General features: G+C 45.6%; 17 protein-coding genes. 7 read left to right on the top strand and 10 right to left on the bottom strand.

All coding sequences use genetic code 11. From position 1 onward, the window contains the following. Positions 1 to 36: 36 nt before the first annotated feature. A complete protein-coding gene (locus AK965_RS04020; RefSeq protein WP_099078397.1) occupies positions 37 to 1,716 on the bottom strand; it encodes an RluA family pseudouridine synthase in 1,680 nt (559 codons plus the stop codon). Positions 1,717 to 1,905: 189 nt separating this feature from the next. Between AK965_RS04020 and AK965_RS04015 the strand changes: the two genes are divergently transcribed. Beyond that, positions 1,906 to 2,703: an HAD family hydrolase gene (locus tag AK965_RS04015; protein ID WP_099078396.1), complete on the top strand. Its 798-nt coding sequence runs from the start codon at positions 1,906 to 1,908 to the stop codon at positions 2,701 to 2,703. Between the two features lie 131 nt (positions 2,704 to 2,834). On the opposite strand, the gene AK965_RS04010 is transcribed toward AK965_RS04015, so the two are convergent. Further along, positions 2,835 to 3,236 carry a hypothetical protein gene (locus AK965_RS04010; protein ID WP_172438064.1) on the bottom strand — a complete coding sequence of 134 codons (402 nt, stop codon included), beginning with the start codon at positions 3,234 to 3,236 and terminating at the stop codon, positions 2,835 to 2,837. 240 nt (positions 3,237 to 3,476) lie between these two features. Here AK965_RS04010 and AK965_RS04005 point away from each other — a divergent pair, with 240 nt between their 5' ends. Further along, positions 3,477 to 3,854 carry a DUF805 domain-containing protein gene (locus tag AK965_RS04005; protein WP_099078394.1) on the top strand — a complete coding sequence of 126 codons (378 nt, stop codon included), beginning with the start codon at positions 3,477 to 3,479 and terminating at the stop codon, positions 3,852 to 3,854. A gap of 81 nt (positions 3,855 to 3,935) precedes the next feature. Here AK965_RS04005 and fghA read toward each other — a convergent pair whose 3' ends face one another. Beyond that, positions 3,936 to 4,775: an S-formylglutathione hydrolase gene (fghA, locus tag AK965_RS04000; protein WP_099078393.1), complete on the bottom strand. Its 840-nt coding sequence runs from the start codon at positions 4,773 to 4,775 to the stop codon at positions 3,936 to 3,938. 101 nt (positions 4,776 to 4,876) lie between these two features. Beyond that, on the bottom strand, positions 4,877 to 6,025 hold the full coding sequence (locus AK965_RS03995) for an S-(hydroxymethyl)glutathione dehydrogenase/class III alcohol dehydrogenase (protein ID WP_099078392.1): 1,149 nt from the start codon (positions 6,023 to 6,025) through the stop codon (positions 4,877 to 4,879). Positions 6,026 to 6,302: 277 nt separating this feature from the next. On the opposite strand from AK965_RS03995, the gene AK965_RS03990 reads away from it, so the two are divergent. Both AK965_RS03990 and AK965_RS03985 read left to right on the top strand, forming a co-directional pair. Next, positions 6,303 to 6,965: a CatA-like O-acetyltransferase gene (locus tag AK965_RS03990; RefSeq protein WP_099078391.1), complete on the top strand. Its 663-nt coding sequence runs from the start codon at positions 6,303 to 6,305 to the stop codon at positions 6,963 to 6,965. A 51-nt stretch (positions 6,966 to 7,016) separates the two neighbouring features. Further along, a complete protein-coding gene (locus AK965_RS03985; protein ID WP_099078390.1) occupies positions 7,017 to 7,886 on the top strand; it encodes a LysR family transcriptional regulator in 870 nt (289 codons plus the stop codon). Positions 7,887 to 7,959: 73 nt separating this feature from the next. Here the strand turns inward: AK965_RS03985 and AK965_RS03980 are convergent, their stop codons facing one another. Together AK965_RS03980 and AK965_RS03975 are read right to left on the bottom strand one after the other, a co-directional pair. After that, positions 7,960 to 8,745 (bottom strand): siderophore-interacting protein, encoded by a 786-nt coding sequence (locus AK965_RS03980; protein ID WP_099078389.1) that lies wholly within the window; start codon positions 8,743 to 8,745, stop codon positions 7,960 to 7,962. Between the two features lie 109 nt (positions 8,746 to 8,854). Next, positions 8,855 to 9,439 carry a LysE family translocator gene (locus AK965_RS03975; protein ID WP_099078388.1) on the bottom strand — a complete coding sequence of 195 codons (585 nt, stop codon included), beginning with the start codon at positions 9,437 to 9,439 and terminating at the stop codon, positions 8,855 to 8,857. Positions 9,440 to 9,586: 147 nt separating this feature from the next. Here AK965_RS03975 and AK965_RS03970 point away from each other — a divergent pair, with 147 nt between their 5' ends. Both AK965_RS03970 and AK965_RS03965 read left to right on the top strand, forming a co-directional pair. Next, positions 9,587 to 10,027 (top strand): Lrp/AsnC family transcriptional regulator, encoded by a 441-nt coding sequence (locus AK965_RS03970; protein ID WP_099078387.1) that lies wholly within the window; start codon positions 9,587 to 9,589, stop codon positions 10,025 to 10,027. Between the two features lie 206 nt (positions 10,028 to 10,233). Continuing rightward, complete coding sequence (locus tag AK965_RS03965) at positions 10,234 to 11,412, top strand: lytic polysaccharide monooxygenase (RefSeq protein ID WP_099078386.1); 1,179 nt, start codon at positions 10,234 to 10,236, stop codon at positions 11,410 to 11,412. Positions 11,413 to 11,472: 60 nt separating this feature from the next. On the opposite strand, the gene AK965_RS03960 is transcribed toward AK965_RS03965, so the two are convergent. From AK965_RS03960 to AK965_RS03945, 4 genes are all read right to left on the bottom strand, one after another. After that, entirely contained in the window at positions 11,473 to 12,111 is a 639-nt protein-coding gene (locus tag AK965_RS03960) for an HAD family hydrolase (RefSeq protein WP_099078385.1), read from the bottom strand. A gap of 16 nt (positions 12,112 to 12,127) precedes the next feature. Beyond that, positions 12,128 to 12,481 carry a multidrug efflux SMR transporter gene (locus AK965_RS03955; RefSeq protein WP_099078384.1) on the bottom strand — a complete coding sequence of 118 codons (354 nt, stop codon included), beginning with the start codon at positions 12,479 to 12,481 and terminating at the stop codon, positions 12,128 to 12,130. A gap of 120 nt (positions 12,482 to 12,601) precedes the next feature. After that, on the bottom strand, positions 12,602 to 13,879 hold the full coding sequence (locus AK965_RS03950) for an FAD-binding oxidoreductase (protein ID WP_099078383.1): 1,278 nt from the start codon (positions 13,877 to 13,879) through the stop codon (positions 12,602 to 12,604). 34 nt (positions 13,880 to 13,913) lie between these two features. Then, a complete protein-coding gene (locus AK965_RS03945) occupies positions 13,914 to 15,302 on the bottom strand; it encodes a glutamine synthetase family protein (protein WP_099078382.1) in 1,389 nt (462 codons plus the stop codon). A 406-nt stretch (positions 15,303 to 15,708) separates the two neighbouring features. Here AK965_RS03945 and AK965_RS03940 point away from each other — a divergent pair, with 406 nt between their 5' ends. Next, positions 15,709 to 17,040: a glutamine synthetase family protein gene (locus tag AK965_RS03940; RefSeq protein WP_099078510.1), complete on the top strand. Its 1,332-nt coding sequence runs from the start codon at positions 15,709 to 15,711 to the stop codon at positions 17,038 to 17,040. Positions 17,041 to 17,074: the final 34 nt, after the last annotated feature.

Here is a 17,074-nt window from a genome sequence, read left to right as displayed (position 1 = left end):
ATGCGGTGTCGAGGTGTATTCCCCGACTCGCAGGCACTAGAATTCACAATCAGCCTGAAATCGCATGCGTTCTTTGCTGTAAGGATGGTTCAACTCTAACATCTCCGCATGCAAGTGCAGGCGGTTAGCTTTCTCGCCATACAGGCCATCGCCGACCATGGGCATGTTCAAACCCATATGGTGCGCGCAGTGCACACGTAATTGGTGAGTACGTCCGGTTTTTGGGTACATGTACACCTTGCTACGCTCGCCTTTCACTTCAATTAACTGCCAGTAAGTTTCGGCTGGCTTACCATGTTCAAAGCACACAAGCTGGCGTGGTCGGTCGTCAGGGTCACCACGCATTGGCAGTGAGATCTCACCTTCAGACTCGGTTAATATACCTTCTAGCAGCGCCATATAACGCTTTTGTACACCACGGCTGATGAACTGTTTTTGCAGGCTCTTATTCGCCCGTTTGGTCAAAGCAAATACCAAAATGCCCGACGTCGCCATATCCAAACGATGAATCACAAATGGGCCTTCTACGTCTGGGAACAGAGTTTGTAGGCGCGTATAGGCTGAATCTTTGATGGTTTTACCCGGAACGGAAAGCAAGCCAGAAGGCTTGTTCACTATCACCATTGCTTCGTCTTGGTATAGGATTTCTAGCTCTTTGTCTTCTGCCCAGTTCTCTGCTAATGGGTTTGCTTCCACCTCCAAGCCTTGCATCATATGGCCCAAAATTGGCTGACACTTACTGTTGCACGATGGGTAGAATTTCTTGTGTTGGCGCACTTCCGACTTAGGTGAAGCGCCCCACCAAAACTCCGCTAAAGCAAGCGGTTGGTAGCCATGTTTATATGCAAATTGAAGTAATTTAGGTGCCGCACACTCACCTGAACCTGCTGGTGGCACTGGGTTAGTGGTATGGGCAAAAATGTCAACTAAGTCGCGTTTTGCACTTCGATTATCTAAGAATTGGTATTGTTTATGCAGTTTGTGTTGCAGGGCATTAGACAAGACTCTGCGTTGCTCTTTTAGCGATGCCAATGTCTGCTCTAACTCTGATAGGCGCACTTCTTTGATTGCTAACTTTTCATCCCAAGCTTGCTTGAGGTACTTGAGGACGTTTTTTTCAGCCACGCTCTGTTTGCCCAAATCGTCCAACAGCGCTTTTAACTCTTCTGAACTTAGCGTTTGCTCACCTTGCTTACGCTGCTGTTTGCGTTCTGCACGTCTTGCAATCATCACTTGGCGGTGGGCATTTTCTTCTTGCGCATAAGCCGTGCGGTCGGCTTTAATTTCAGCTTTCAGTTGTGCTAGTTCTGGATTGGCAGCAAAGGCTTTGTACTGTGCATTTGCCGCGTTGATTGCGTCGGTTTCGTTGCGGAAAAATCCTTCTTCTGTCAGCATATCGAACACTGGCGGAACAAAACCGGGTAGTAAATTCTGATCAGCAATCTTGCCGGAAAAGGCGCTGAAAAAACCAAGCTCACCTTGTGGGTTACGTACTAGCAAAACTCCGAACATCTTGCCGCGTCCGCTTTGCTCATTCTCAAGCCCGAAATCATGTTCGAAGTCAGTTTGTGTCATTAGGTGCTGTTGCAATTGCTCAGCAGCCAACACACACAATGGATGAGGCGTGTAGTAGAACGGAAACGTAAACTGCGCTGGCAAATCGTAGCCAGAAATGTCTGCAGCAAATCGAGTAAAGCATTGTTCAGGCGAGTGCATGATTGAGAGTCCACGCGAATAAAAATCGAGCGAGGATTGTACCTGTTTTGAGAGGGATTGCTATCTTGATTTCTGAGGCGATTTCATCTTGAGATTCATCCAAGATCCTGTACCTTACTAGCTAATTTTTAGCAGCCTTGCTTCACTTTTTGAGTGATTTGCGCTGCACCATTTATAGAGTTTAAGTTGATGTCACAAGCTAGTATTAAATTTATCGCCGCCGATATGGATGGCACCTTGCTTGACCAATACGGTCGTTTAGACCCTGATTTCTTTGATCTGTTTTTGCAGTTAGAAGAGAAGGGCATTTTGTTTTCGGCTGCATCGGGTCGTCAGTATTACAGTTTGCGCGATACGTTTTCACCGATTCAAGATCGTATGATTTATGTGGCGGAAAACGGCACCTTGGTGATGTATCAAGATAAAGAGCTGTATAGCTGCACGATTCCAAAAGCAGAAATTGATGAGATTGTAAAAGCGGCTCGCGCAGTTGAAGGGACGCACCTCGTATTGTGCGGTAAACGTTCAGCTTATATCGAGACCAAAGCCCCCCACGCACTGGAAGAGTTCCAAAAATACTACCATCGCTGCGAGTACGTGCCCGATCTGTTGGCGGTTGAAGATGATTTTATCAAGGTTGCGATTTGTCATTTTGGTGGTACAGAAGAGTTGGTTTATCCAACGATGAAGGCAAAATTTGATGACACTCATCAAGTCGTAGTGAGTGCAAAAATTTGGCTAGATATCATGAATGCGCAAGCATCAAAGGGGGCGGCAATCAAGCATTTGCAAGAGACGATGAACTTTGGCCCAGAAGAAACCATGGCGTTTGGTGATTACTTCAATGACATAGAGATGCTCAAAGTGAGTGAACATTCCTACGCGATGGAAAATGCCCACGAAGCGGTGAAGAAAGTGGCCCGTTTTTCTGCACCAAGTAACCGTGACTCTGGTGTTATGAAAGTGATCCGAGAGAAAGTGCTTTAGTCTTAGCTTAATACTAATCACAGTAAGTAAATGAACAGTTATTTACTACGATTGCTATAAGTATGCCTTAGACAAACAAAAGCCTCGCGTATTCCGCGGGGCTTTTATGTTATTAGGTGTTGAGGAACGAATTAGCGCACGTAGTTAGCGGTTGCACTAACAAGCCAGTGTTGCAGTTTGCCCTCTGTGTTAGCTACCCACAGATCGTTGTGGTAACGATAGATGCGTCCGTTGACCGTTAGCGATAAAGTATTTTCGCCAGTCTGCTCCATGCGAATAAATTGATCTGACGTGACCAAAAATGGTTCGGCATCGTCAATGCCGTTGCCCTTGCTAACCACAAAGTAGCCAAACATATTACCTGCATCCGGGTCAGTCGAATGAATGCGGTGGCCGATCAGGACATAGTTATCGTTGAGTACTTCTTCAAGGGTCTTTTGCCCCATTGTTTCATGAGATGGAATAAACATCCAAGCCAATACACCTATGGCAATGACTAGCAGTAGCAGCATTGCTCGCATGAATTTTTTCATTATGTTTTCCGTTTAACGTTGGAATTTCATTTTATATATGTGCTTATCAGCTAAATTGATCAGGAAGTCAAACTTGGTCCATATTTAAATCATGGTGATTAACACTATTAGCCAGGGTCGATAGGTGAAATATCAAAATAAATTGGAACAATACGATACCTTTATAAAGGGTATATAGTCAGTGAATAGCGTATTTGATGCTCAGTAGTGAAACGGTGAGTAGGCAGAAGGAGAGAGAATATGTTTGATTGGTATTTGGGGGTGATCCGCAATTACACCGGATTTAGTGGACGAGCCAGGCGGCAAGAGTATTGGTATTTTACTTTGGTGAATATCTTGGTCAATTTAGTGATGAACATCATTGACCGTATTATGGGTAATGTATTTCAAATCGAAAACTTTGGCTTGTTTGGCGTGCTTTATGCGCTGTTTATCCTTATTCCTTCGCTTGCTGTGACCGTACGTCGCCTGCATGATACGGATCGTACAGGTTGGTGGGTATTCATCGCCATTATCCCAATCATCGGCTTTTTAGTCATGCTGTATTTCTTGGTGCAAGACAGCGAAGAGGGAACAAACCAATATGGCGACAACCCGAAGACGGTCCAATCCATGTAATCTTAATCTGAGATTCGGATATTGGATGAACCACCATTGATCGGAGTGTCCTCTGGTGGTTTTTCAAGTTCGAGTCTCTTGTTATGCAAACAAATACTTGGCGTGGAAGTTCAAGTGTTCAGCAATAAAGCTCGAGATAAAGAAGTAGCTGTGGTCATAGCCTGGCTGCATACGAAGCTTTAACGCTGAATTGTGTGTTTTGGCTGCTGCCAGTAACGCTTCAGGCTTTAATTGTTCCGCGAGGAAGTTATCTGCATCACCTTGATCAACCAAGATTGGCAGTGGCGATTGGCTTTGTTTGAGAAGCTCGCTCGCATCGTACTGTTTCCAACTTTCAATATCAGTGCCTAGGTAAGCGGTAAACGCTTTCTGACCCCAAGGGCATTTCATTGGGTTGCTGATTGGGCTAAATGCTGAAATTGAGCGGTACTGCTGTGAATTTTTTAGACCAATGGTGATCGCACCGTGGCCACCCATGCTGTGGCCCGAAATCGACTTCACGTCAGAGACTGGGAAGTTGCTTTCAATGATTGCAGGTAGCTCTTGAGTGATGTAGTCGTACATGTGGTAGTGACGTGACCACGGCTCTTGAGTTGCGTTTAGGTAGAAACCTGCACCGTTACCTAGATCGTAGTTCTCATCATCTGCAACATCGTCGCCACGTGGGCTGGTATCCGGTGCCACAATGGCGATGCCTAACTCAGACGCCATTTGAAATGCTCCGGCTTTCTGCATGAAGTTTTCATCGGTGCAGGTCAAGCCTGACAACCAGTAAATCACTGGTACTGGGTTTGATTTGGTTGCGTTAGGCGGCAAGAAGATCGCGAAGCGCATGTTGCAGTTCAAAGCGCGTGATTCGTGAGTGTACTGTTTATGCCAACCACCGAATACTTTGGCTTGGCTTAGGCTTTCAATGGTCATGGTCATCTCTCGATAAAACAAGGGCCTTAGAGCGGCTTAGTTAGTCGGCAAGTGAAAGTTTGCGACTCTCTTTCGATGTAAAAGAGAGCCGAAGCTTAAGGTTACTTATCCATGTGAAGAACAGTACGGATAGATTCACCTTTGTGCATCAATTCGAATGCTTCGTTCACGTCTTGTAGACCCATCGTGTGAGTGATGAATTCTTGTAGACCGAACTCACCCGCCATGTAACGGTTTACGATTTCTGGAAGCTCTGAGCGGCCTTTAACACCACCGAAAGCAGAACCACGCCATACGCGGCCAGTCACTAGTTGGAATGGACGAGTTGAGATCTCTTGACCTGCACCCGCAACACCAATGATGACTGACTCACCCCAACCTTTGTGACAACACTCAAGTGCTTGACGCATCACGTTTACGTTACCGATACATTCGAATGAGTAGTCAACACCACCGTCAGTCATCTCAACAATAACGTCTTGGATTGGCTTATCGAACTTCATTGGGTTGATGCAATCAGTCGCGCCAAGTTGTTTTGCTAGCTCGAACTTGCTCTCGTTGATGTCTACGCCGATGATCTTGCTTGCACCAACCATGCGAGCACCGATGATTGCAGAAAGACCGATACCGCCTAAACCGAATACAGCAACGGTGTCGCCTTTTTCGACTTTCGCTGTATTCAGTACCGCACCCATACCAGTGGTTACGCCACAACCTAGAAGACAAACTTCTTCAAGTGGTGCTTCTTTATTTACTTTTGCTAGTGAGATCTCTGGAAGAACCGTGTACTCAGAGAAAGTAGAACAACCCATGTAGTGGAAGATTGTCTCACCGTTGATAGAGAAGCGGCTTGTGCCGTCTGGCATTAGGCCTTTACCTTGAGTTTCACGAACTGCCTGACATAGGTTAGTTTTGCCAGATTTGCAGAATTTACACTCACCACATTCTGCTGTGTAAAGCGGAATTACGTGGTCGCCAACTTCAACACTTGTTACGCCTTCGCCAACCATTTCAACGATACCGCCGCCTTCGTGGCCAAGGATAGAAGGGAAGATACCTTCTGGATCGTCACCTGATAGCGTGAATGCGTCAGTGTGACAAACACCAGTCGCAACGATGCGAACAAGAACTTCGCCCGCTTTCGGAAGCTGTACATCAACTTCTTCCATTTTAAGAGGTTCGCCGGCAGCCCATGCAACCATTGCTTTAGATTTGATGTGAGTTTGACCTGGTTTGATTTCAAGTGCCATCGGATGTTTCCTTTATATTCTCAATATAGGGAGTGTCGCCATAAGCGTAGTAGAGCTTTTATCTCCGCGCTGCGTCGTTTTGTTGGTGCCCATTTTAGGTATTTATAGAAAAATGATAATCTGGCTAAATTGAAATTGATTTTTACGTATTTGTAATAATAAAGGGGAGTGGCGTGTGAACGACGATGTGGTGGGATGAATTTGAAGTTTGCCTTATGTGGATATCATCATAGAATCGCGAGCATTTTTATAATCCTATTATTGAGATCGGAATACTATGGCATACACAGTGCTAGACACGGAACAGTGGTCACGTGGTGAACATTTTAAGTTTTATCAAGGCTTCAGCCACCCTTGGTATAATATCTGTTCAAATATCGATGTGACTAAGCTTTACGAGTATTGTAAACAGCATGGTCATCGATTTTTCCATGCTTATCTATATTTGACCCAACAAGCGTTAAATCAATGTGAACCTATGGCTTATCGTATTGTTGAAGGGGAAGTTCGTGTTTACTCGCCAATGTGCGTGAGCGTGGCTTTGCTGGCGGAAGATGATACGGTAAGGTTTTGCAATCTCCCTTATGCGGCTGTATTCCGTCAGTTTTCTCAAAGTGCCACAGAAACGGAAAAGAAAGTTAAAGATACGCCATTTATTTTGGAGCAATTTATCGGGCAAGAAATGCGTCAGGATACCATTCATATGACGGTGTTGCCTTGGGTTGACTTCACCAGTATGACACACGCCCGAGACATCAACTTTCCAGATAGCATTCCTAAGATGGCGTTGGGTAAACTCACCCAAGAGAATGAGCGTTGGCGAATGCCGCTTTCTATCGAAGTGCACCATGGATTGATGGATGGTTTGCATGTCGGAGCGTTTATTAATAGGTTGCAAGATCTGTTCAATCAACCTTGGCAGTTGGAAGTTAGCATTTAAATAGTGCAATAATGACAAAATTCCTGTTTTGAGTATTAAGAGTAAGTGTGAATGGCGAATTGGGAAGGGGTGAGTGAGTTTGTTGCGGTAGCTGAAACCAATAGCTTTACTGGTGCGGCGAGAAAGATGAACACATCAGTGGCGCAGATCAGCCGCCGAGTCTCCGCGCTTGAAGAGCGATTGGCGGTGAAATTGCTGCACCGTACGACACGAAAAGTGTCGCTTTCCGAAGCCGGACAACTTTACTACCAGCAATGTAAGCATCTAGTCGAAGGTTTGGAGTTGGCTGAATTGGCTGTCACCCAAATGCAGGCAGAACCCAAAGGTTTGCTTAAGGTGACAGCCCCCGTGACGTACGGGGAAATGAACTTGTCTCCATTGTTGCACCAGTTTTTAGAAAAATATCCACAAGTCAACTTAGATCTCAATTTGACCAACCAAAAGCTCGATTTGATTGAGCAAGGTGTCGATGTGGCGATCCGTCTTGGTCGTTTACAAGATTCAAGTCTGGTTGCTAAACGTTTATCGTCTCGTCAGTTGTATGTGTGTGCGAGTCCAGCGTATTTGGATCGTTCTGGTGAGCCTCACACCCTCTCTGAATTGAGTCATCACCAATGCTTGGTTGGTACGGCGGAGTACTGGCACTTTAAGGAAAAAAAACGCGAGAAGTCTATGCGGGTATCTGGTCGTATTAAGTGCAACAGTGGTTTCGCACTGGTTGATGCAGCGAAACGTGGTTTAGGCTTGGTACAACTGCCCGATTACTACGTGCAAGAAGCGTTAGATAATGGTGAGTTGGTGGAAGTCTTAACCGATTACCGGGATGATCGTGAAGGTATTTGGGCGCTTTATCCACAAAACCGTAATCTCTCACCAAAAGTTAGGTTGTTGATTGATTTCTTAGCTGAAAACATGAGCTGATAGACAGCTTAAATGAGTGAAAAAGCCAAGTTTGCATGAGCAACTTGGCTTTGACTTTTATTGTCAGCGGGAATTACTGCTCGTTCAGTTCCGCATCTTCGCGTTTGATGACCTTATGGCCGTCTTCCGACACACCCTGTTTCCAGTAGCTGCTGATGTAGATGTTCTCGCGTTCTACATCCTTTTCGTTGCGGAAGTACTGACGCAGTGCGCGCATTGAATCGAATTCACAAGCACACCACACTGCGGCTTCACCTTGTTGCCATTCAAGTTCACGAACTTTGTCTGCAAGAGGTTGCTCTGTGACCCAATGAACCTCCATGCCAGCCGGCGCTTCGATAGGTTGAATATCCGCCTCAGAAATTACGCTGATCACCGCATAGCCTTTTGCATCTTCTGGTAGCGTGCGGATCTTTGCTGACAATGCAGGTAATGCTGTCATATCCGCCGCCATAAAGAACCAATCTGCTTCTGTGTTCAGGTTCGAGATGCTGCCAGGGCCTACGATGTTGATGATGTCGCCTTTTTTCGCTGCTATTGCCCAGCGCGCAGCAAAGCCACATTGTAAGTCTTTGGTGATGTGACGTACGAAGTCGACTTCAATCGTGCTGGCTTGTTGATCAAAACGGCGAATGGTGTAAGTACGCATTACCGGGCGATTTTGCTCAGAAAAACCTTGGATCTTAGTGCCGCCTGTTTCATTAAACAACAGCTTAATATAGCTGCCTTCGCAATCGAGCGGAAAATTGCCTAACGACTCACCTTGTAGCGTAATACGCTGCATATTTGGAGTGATTGATTGACTAGCAATTACCACAACCGCTTTTGGCTGTGGCTTTTTCTTGGTGTTATCTCGCATTCAAATTCACCTGATAATTATTCGTATTTCCATCTAAGGTTATCTGCATTTCAGAAAAGTAGGTAGCGTCTTTATCTAAATTTACACTGTGAATTGAATTCTAGCCTCTTTATATCATTGGGATAGTCGACAAGAGCAAAAGCGTCGCCATGCCATAGTTGAAGCTTTTCACTCGTTTAGAGGTGGTTAACCAACGCTGAAGCTGCATGCCTGCTGCCGTCCAAAATGTCACAGAAGGCAAGTTTGCTAAGCAGAAAATGCCAGCAATGAAAGCCAGATCAAGCCAAGAGCCACCACTGCTATAAACCGTGATGGCGGTAAGTGCCATAGACCAACCTTTTGGGTTCACCCACTGGAAGGCCACCGCACCTAAAAAGCTCATTGGCTGATAATTGTGTTTGACTTCGGTTTTGCTGCTGGTGGCAATTTTGTACGTGAGGTACAACAAGTACGTCAGGCTCAAGATTTTGAGAATGCTATGTGTGATTGGGTAAGCGTGGAATAAGCCCATCAAACCAATGCCAACTAAAATCAACATTGCGGCAAAACCCAAAGTAATACCTAACATATGAGGGATTGTGCGTTTAAAGCCGACGTTAGCGCCCGAGGTCATAAGCATGATGTTGTTCGGGCCTGGAGTGAAGGTCGAGACAAACGCAAACAGCGCCAACGCTCCAAGTTGATGATATTCCATAGTGTGTTCCTGAATTTTTGTTGCTGCCACTCATCGGGGCAAAGGGTTACATTTTCTGACCGGTCGAGAACAATGATAGGTAGAAGTGCTATCAATTTTGTGCTTATATTTGATGAAAATACGCCCATTAAACAATAAAAGAGCACCATGGATAGGTTTGACGAAAGAATATTGCAAATAATGAAATTAGACGGAAGAATCTCTAACGTGGAGCTGTCTGAACGTGTGGGATTATCACCATCTGCGACTTTACGTCGAGTGCAAGATTTGGAGCGTAAGGGCGTGATCAAAGGCTACCGTGCGGTGCTGGATAACCAACAAATGGGCGTTGGTTTTGTCGCTTATGTATCGATCGGTTTAGCATCCCACTCGAAGCAGGCTCAGCTTGGTTTTGAAGATCACGTCCGCTTTGTTGATGAAGTGGTGGAGTGCCATAATATCACTGGCGCGAACGAATACTTGCTACGAGTGGAAACTCAAGACTTGGCGTCTTATAAAGCTTTTCATGCCGATGTGCTAGGGGAGTGTGAACATGTTAAAGCGATCACGACTATGGTCGTGATGGATACTCCGAAGGACCAACGTTAGGCTACCTATTGTTGTAGCACGTATATTTGAAGTGCGTCGAAAGACTACGTCGAGTAGGGTGGTGGTTAACATTGAATGTTGGAAAGCAACCAGCAATCTGACACAGCCAGCATTAATTCTCACCGTCTAAATAATCTCATCCTGCTAGCTTTGCTACATCGCGACTTGATTCGCGAGTAGTGAGTCAGCAAATGTAAGGATGAATGATGAAATCATACGTAACCCTCCCTCTGGTGAGCTTGGGCGCAGTCGCGGCTTTGAGCTCTTTTAATGTCAATGCCCATGGCTGGGTCGAGTTTCCAAGCGCACGCCAAAACACCTGTTATTTAGATGGCGGATTTTGGACCAATGAAATTCCAAACCAAGCTTGTCAGGCGGCTTATGACGAATCGGGTGCATACCCATTTGTGCAGCGCAGTGAAATTGCCGCGAATGTGCCAAATTACCGCGATATGGCCCATGTAAAAGCTATCGTACGTGACGGTGAGCTTTGTTCGGCGGGTGATGCTGCTAAGAAAGGTTTGAATATCCCATCGCCAAACTGGCAGCGTACCAATGTAACGCTAGATACCAATAACCAAATTGAGATGGTGTTCTTTGGTAAAGCGCCACATAACCCGTCTTATTGGGAGTTTTATCTTTCCAAACCAACTTATGATGATACACAGCCTCTTACTTGGAATGATTTAGAACTGATGGATACCGCTGGTGATGTGTATGTTGATGCTGAAAAACGTTATCGAATTCAAGTGACCTTCCCAGCCGATCGCTCAGGTGATGCCATTCTTTTTACCCGTTGGCAGCGTATTGATGTCGTGGGTGAGGGTTTCTACAACTGTAGTGATATTACGTTAAGCGGAAATGGGACGACACCTCCGACTGACCCAGTCGATCCAACTGATCCGGCAAACAACCTGACTTCTTTAGGCTATTTTGTGGCGCAAGGTTTTGGTCCTGTTGAATCGGGCGATACCGTGCGTTTCCGTACCTTTAGTGCAACAGGCTCTGAGATCGTTGATCTTTCGCTTGCCATCAGTACAAACAACACCACAACGTGGGTTGCAGAGTTGGCCGATCAATTTAACTCACAACAAACCGGTGATTGGTACGTTGGCATTTGGCATGAAGCAATGAAACATTACATGTTCGATACGAATAATATCTACGCGAACCAAGTACTGGCGCCGAATGCCAATTTTAGTTATGCGTTGTCATTGATTAAAGGTGATACCACACCACCAGTTGAGCCGACCAATCTTTGGAGCAAAGATGCGATTTACAACCAAGGTGATGTTGTGACGCACAACGGTCGTGAATGGACAGCACAATGGTGGACGCGTGGCGAAGAGCCTGGTACCACGGGTGAATGGGGCGTTTGGCGCTAATTTATTTCCATTCCAAATAGACAAAACCCTTCTGGATAGAGAAGGGTTTCTTGCTTCTGATTATTCATTTTTGCTTTTCAGGCTATCGGGAGACCAAGGTTGCCAGTTCATCATCCTATGGTCTGCTAGTTTGAGCATTGGGATATCTTCATGAGTATCACCATACGCATATATCGCTTGATACTTGTTTAAATCAAAAGCGGCTTTGACACGTTCCACTTTTCTACTCAAGCTGCAATCACCGCTCAAATAGAAGCCACTAATATGTTTGCTGTCGCCAAGCAATTCGCTACAAAGTAATTGATAACCCAGACCTTTACACCAAGGGCTTAGGTAAGCGTTAAGTGAAGCCGAAACCACGACAATGGTATCACCTTGTGTTTGATGCCAGTCCAAACGGGCTTGAGCTTCGGGGCGAATGTGTTGAGCGATCACCTCTTGTGCAAATTGCGCCCCCAAAGTACTGACTTGTTCGGTACTGCGCCCTGAAAAAGCAATAAAGCTGGCGATAGGTCGCATTCGTTTTGCCGGAATAATGCCAGTCTTGAAAAGGGCGTAAAATGGCATGATCACCACATTCCCGAACCACTTGCGCGGGCCAGAGACTGCATAGTGAAGGAATGCGCTAAACATGTCCTCGTCAGTGATGGTGCCATCAAAATCAAACAGTGCTAAAGCGGGCTTTCGAGAGTCTGACAATCTGTTGCCTTATGGTTTAATGTGCGTGTCCGTGGGAGAAGTTTATCACCATCACGCCCACAGCGATAAGTGCCATGCCAATCCACAAGTTGGTATCCATATGTTGGCGGTGCACCAAATGATAAATTAAGGTGACAGACACAATAGCGACTCCTGCCCAAAGTGCGTGAACAATACCAACGGGCATACCATCTTTCATTGCTTGGATTAAACAAACGAATGCAGCCAAGTGACCAATGAGAACCAGTGTCGCGGGGATGTGTCTACTAAAACAGTCGGTTGCTTTAAGTGCCACATGTGAAAGGGCTTCACGCCCACGCCTAACTAACTTGATGAGTTGGTATGCGTAGGGGCGCGATGTGTAACACATGGCATTCTTCTAGGCGTCGATTTTAGTCATAAGAGCGATTACATGAGTATATCTAAGAGATGATGGCGGTGTTAAGGGCCGAACTTTCGACCCTTTTGATACGCATTGTGTTCGAGATGATTAAAGTAAATCACGGACTCGGAAGTAGGACATGGCTAACACCAATGCAGGGGTGCGAAATAGTCGCCCACCAGGGAATGACATATGAGGGATCTTGTCGAAAATGGCAAAGCGCTCTGCCGTTGTTGCGACACACTCGGCCATTAAGGTCCCCGCCATTCCCGTTGCAGCAATACCGTGGCCAGAAAAGCCTTGAGCAAAGTAAACATTGGGTTTGAGTCGGCCGAAATGAGGGGCGCGATTCATGGTAATTGCCACATTTCCTCCCCAGGCGAAATCGACTTTGGCATGGTTCAGTTGAGGAAATATGTCTACCATTCTTTTTCGCATCGCATTCTCTAAATTAAATGGTGCCACACCTGAATAGCTGACTCGTCCGCCAAATAACATTCGATGGTCGCCAGAGCAACGGAAGTAGTCGAGTACAAAGTTAATATCACAGGCGGAGATATGGTTTTTCATTAGCTCATTGGTTAAAGTTTCATCAAGAGGCTCAGTGGCGCATACATAAGTGCCAACGGGCATGACTTTATTTTCTAAAGAACTTTCAAGTCCATCCATGTAGGCGTTACATGCAAGAATGACGTGATTGGCTTTCACCGTGCCTTGTTTAGTAAAGAGAACGGCAGGATCGCCATGTTCGATTTTAGTCACCGCACTTTCTTCAAAAAACTGAGCGCCGGCGGCTTTCGCTGCATTGACTATGCCGAGAGTGTAATTCAATGGGTGTAAATGGCCGCTATTGCTGTCAAACATCCCCGACGTGTACTTGTCGCTGGCAATATTTTCTCGGACTTGGTTTTGACCCCACATTTCAAGGGAGCCATAACCATAGCGCTCAGTCAGGTCATCATGCCACTGTTGAAGTTCTTTATCATGGCGCGGCTTCATGCCTAAATGCACCATGCCATCACGCCAGTCACAGTCGATGTTGTATTTTTTGATATTGTTTTTGGTCAGAGCTAAGGCTTCAATGGAAATATCCCAAAGTTTTTTCGCATCCGACTGGCCGACAAGTTTTTCGAGCGTGGGCTGTTCTGCTGCCCAGCCAAAAATTGCCTGACCACCGCTTCGTCCTGATGCTCCCCAACCCACACGATTTGCTTCCAATACAATCACGCTAAAGCCTTGGTTTGCTAGCTCAAGCGCCGCAGTTGCACCCGTGATACCAGATCCAACGACACACACATCGGCAACATGGTCACCCTTTAATTTTGGAAAACGTAAATCCAAGTTTTTTGATGCAGCATAGTAAGAGTGAGTGTGTTTGGTGCTCATCTTGACGTCCTTTTCTTATGATATTGATTAAAACTTAGCGGTACCATTGGTATTCAAGTGGGGATACTTGAGCTGAGAATCTTTCCTGTTCATGCTTTTTGTTTGCCAGATAGACCTTGCAAAACTCTTCGCCAAAGCTAGCTTGTAAAAATGCACTTGTCGCAAATGCTTGTAGTGAGCTGTCCCAGGAGCTTGGTAGAGGTTGTAACTCTAGTAAATTAGCGTCACCTTCGATAGGTGCTGGTGGTGTCAGATTGCTTTCAATACCATCAATGATGGATGCGAACAAAACAGACACGGTCAGATACGGGTTTACGTCCGCACCGGATAGACGGTGTTCGATTCGTTTATCTTCAACGCCGCTGGCGGGCACCCTTACGGCAACGGTTCGGTTATCCCAGCCCCATGACGCATGTAATGGTACGAACATATTGGGCTGCAAGCGTCGGTAAGAGTTTGCGTTGGGCGCAAATACAGCCATACATTCATCCATATGTTCTAATACACCAGCAATGGCATTAAGCAGTAAATCTTCATTATGCCCGAGCATGTTAATGCCATCTTTATTCTGCAAGCTGATGTGGACATGACAGCCACTGCCAGCATATTCCGTGTAAGGCTTCGCCATGAAGTTGGCATGAAAACCGTGTTTTTTTGCGACAGCGCGGACGACACGTTTTAGCAGCATGGCATGATCGCAGGCTAACAAGATATCCGTTGAATGCTTCAGGTTGACTTCAAATTGGCCAGGAGCATATTCGGCGGTGATGTTTTCTGCTGGAATGCCTTGCGTTTGGCAGGCGCTGACGACTTCATCCAAGAACGCTTTAAATTCATCGAGTTCTTCGAGTGAATAAACCTGTGTTTGTGTCATGCGATCGCCACTCACTGGCATAAGCGGTGGTTGGGGGCTTCCTGCGTCATCGTGTTCAAGATCTTGTAAATAAAACTCCAACTCAATCGCGATACAAGGGTGAAAACCTTTGCTCTGAAGTTTCTCGAGTTGTTGAGCGAGTACGTGCCTTGGATCAGCAAAGAAGGGTTGGTTGGTATCCGGCTCGTACATAGTAACGATGGCTTGGGCACTGTTTTCTTGCCAAGGTACAATCTGCAAAGAGTTCGGAACCATATGGCAGATACGGTCACCATCGCCTTTTTCAAATCCCAGCCCAGTTTCTTCGACGGTTTCACCGCAGATATCAAGCGCAAAAACAGAAGCGGGTAAGCAAATACCTTGCTCGAGTACTTTGCTTAACTGGGTGGTGTTGATCCGCTTACCTCTTACAACACCGTTCATATCGAACAAGATCAGATCAATTGTCGTAATGTTTGGGTGGCGTTCAATAAATTGAGCAATCTCTAACTGCTCTTGTTTGGTTTTTAGTCGATTAATGTTATTTGGTTGATCGGCAAGACTACTCATACCCACAGTGACTCCTCCACGTTAAACGTAAAAATTCCTTGTTCTATAAAGGCTCAGAAATGCCCGCAGACCACATTGCTTGCTTTTTAACCATACACGCAATGTTCAGTAAATTACAACACAAATGTAACTCAAATGTTAATGAATGCTTGGTATATTATAAAATATTTAACATAGCCGGTTGACTTTTGAGCAGATTCAGGCCAATGCTAAATAAAGCTTTTTGAGACATCCATGAATTTTGGATGGAGTAATAACCGGGATTTTCTTTACCTAGCACGCCAGAAAGAGGATTGGGATTAAGGAAAACATCCGATTGTTATTTTGTTGCCAGTCAGTGGTTAACCGTGCTAGCGCAAGCCTGAAGCGTATTTTAATGGACGAAAAATGTAGCAAAGAAGGATTTATGGAAACAATCAAGAAATGGATTGAAGAGAATCGTATTACTGAGGTTGAGTGCCTTATCCCCGATATCACAGGCAATGCACGAGGCAAGATCATGCCCGCCAAAAAATTTCTTCGAGAAGGGGGGATGCGTCTTCCCGAGGTGGTTTTTTTCCAAACGGTGAACGGTGATTGGCCAGACGATGAAAGTATGATCGATCTGACTGAGAAAGACATGAATCTAGAGCCTGATCCAAACACGATTAGATTTGTTCCATGGACAAAAGATCCAACAGCTCAGGTGATTCATGACTGTCAGACGGTAGATGGTGATCCAGTCGAAATCTCGCCAAGGGCAGTATTAAGACGTGTTTTGGCTCTCTATGAAAAAGAGGGTTGGAGCCCGATTGTCGCGCCTGAGCTTGAGTTTTTCCTAGTGCAAAAGAATCTCGATTGGGACTACCCACTTGAGCCGCCTATTGGACGAAATGGCAGACCAGAAACCGCAAGACAGTCGTTCAGTATCGATGCCGTGAATGAATTCGATCCAATTTTTGAGGATATGTATGACTACTGTGAGATACAGGGCTTAGACGTCGATACGTTAGTTCATGAATCGGGCGCAGCACAGATGGAATTAAACTTCGATCACGGTGAGCCTTTGGATCGCGCTGATCAGGTGTTTCTATTTAAACGTACAGTCAGAGAAGCGGCGCTACGCCATGATGTTTACGCCACCTTTATGGCGAAACCGATGGAGCATGAGCCAGGCAGCGCCATGCATATTCACCAAAGCTTGGTGGATGCGAATGGCAAAAACTTGTTCGCCAATGACGATGGTTCTAACAGCGAACTGTTCCTCAACTATATTGCTGGCATGCAAAAATATACGCCTGCAGCGATTGCCTTTTTTGCTCCCAATATCAATTCCTATCGTCGTTTAGTCTTTGGCGACTCGGCACCAACCAATGTGGCATGGGGAGAAGATAACCGAACGGTTGGGCTTCGAGTCCCCGTCTCTGATAAAAATTCCCGTCGTATTGAAAACCGTTATGCCGGTGCCGATGCGAACCCATATTTAGCCATGGCATTAACACTAGCGTGTGGCTACTTGGGAATGAAAGAGAAACTCACGCCGACACCACAAAGTACCGGTGATATGACGACCGAACCTTATTCACTTCCTCATACGTTGGAAGAGGCTTTGGTGTTGCTAGAAAATTGTAATGAGTTGAGAGAAATTCTCGGTGATCGATTTGTTTCAGCTTATGTTGCGATTAAGCGCAAAGAGTACAAAACATTCTTTCAAGTGATCAGTTCTTGGGAGCGTGAGTTCTTACTTCTTAACGTATAAATCCAACTTAACGTATCAACGGAGGTCATTTCCT

Source organism: Vibrio sp. PID17_43 (assembly GCF_002608565.1).
Lineage (GTDB): Bacteria > Pseudomonadota > Gammaproteobacteria > Enterobacterales > Vibrionaceae > Vibrio.
This window is presented reverse-complemented; position numbering and strand designations above follow the sequence as displayed.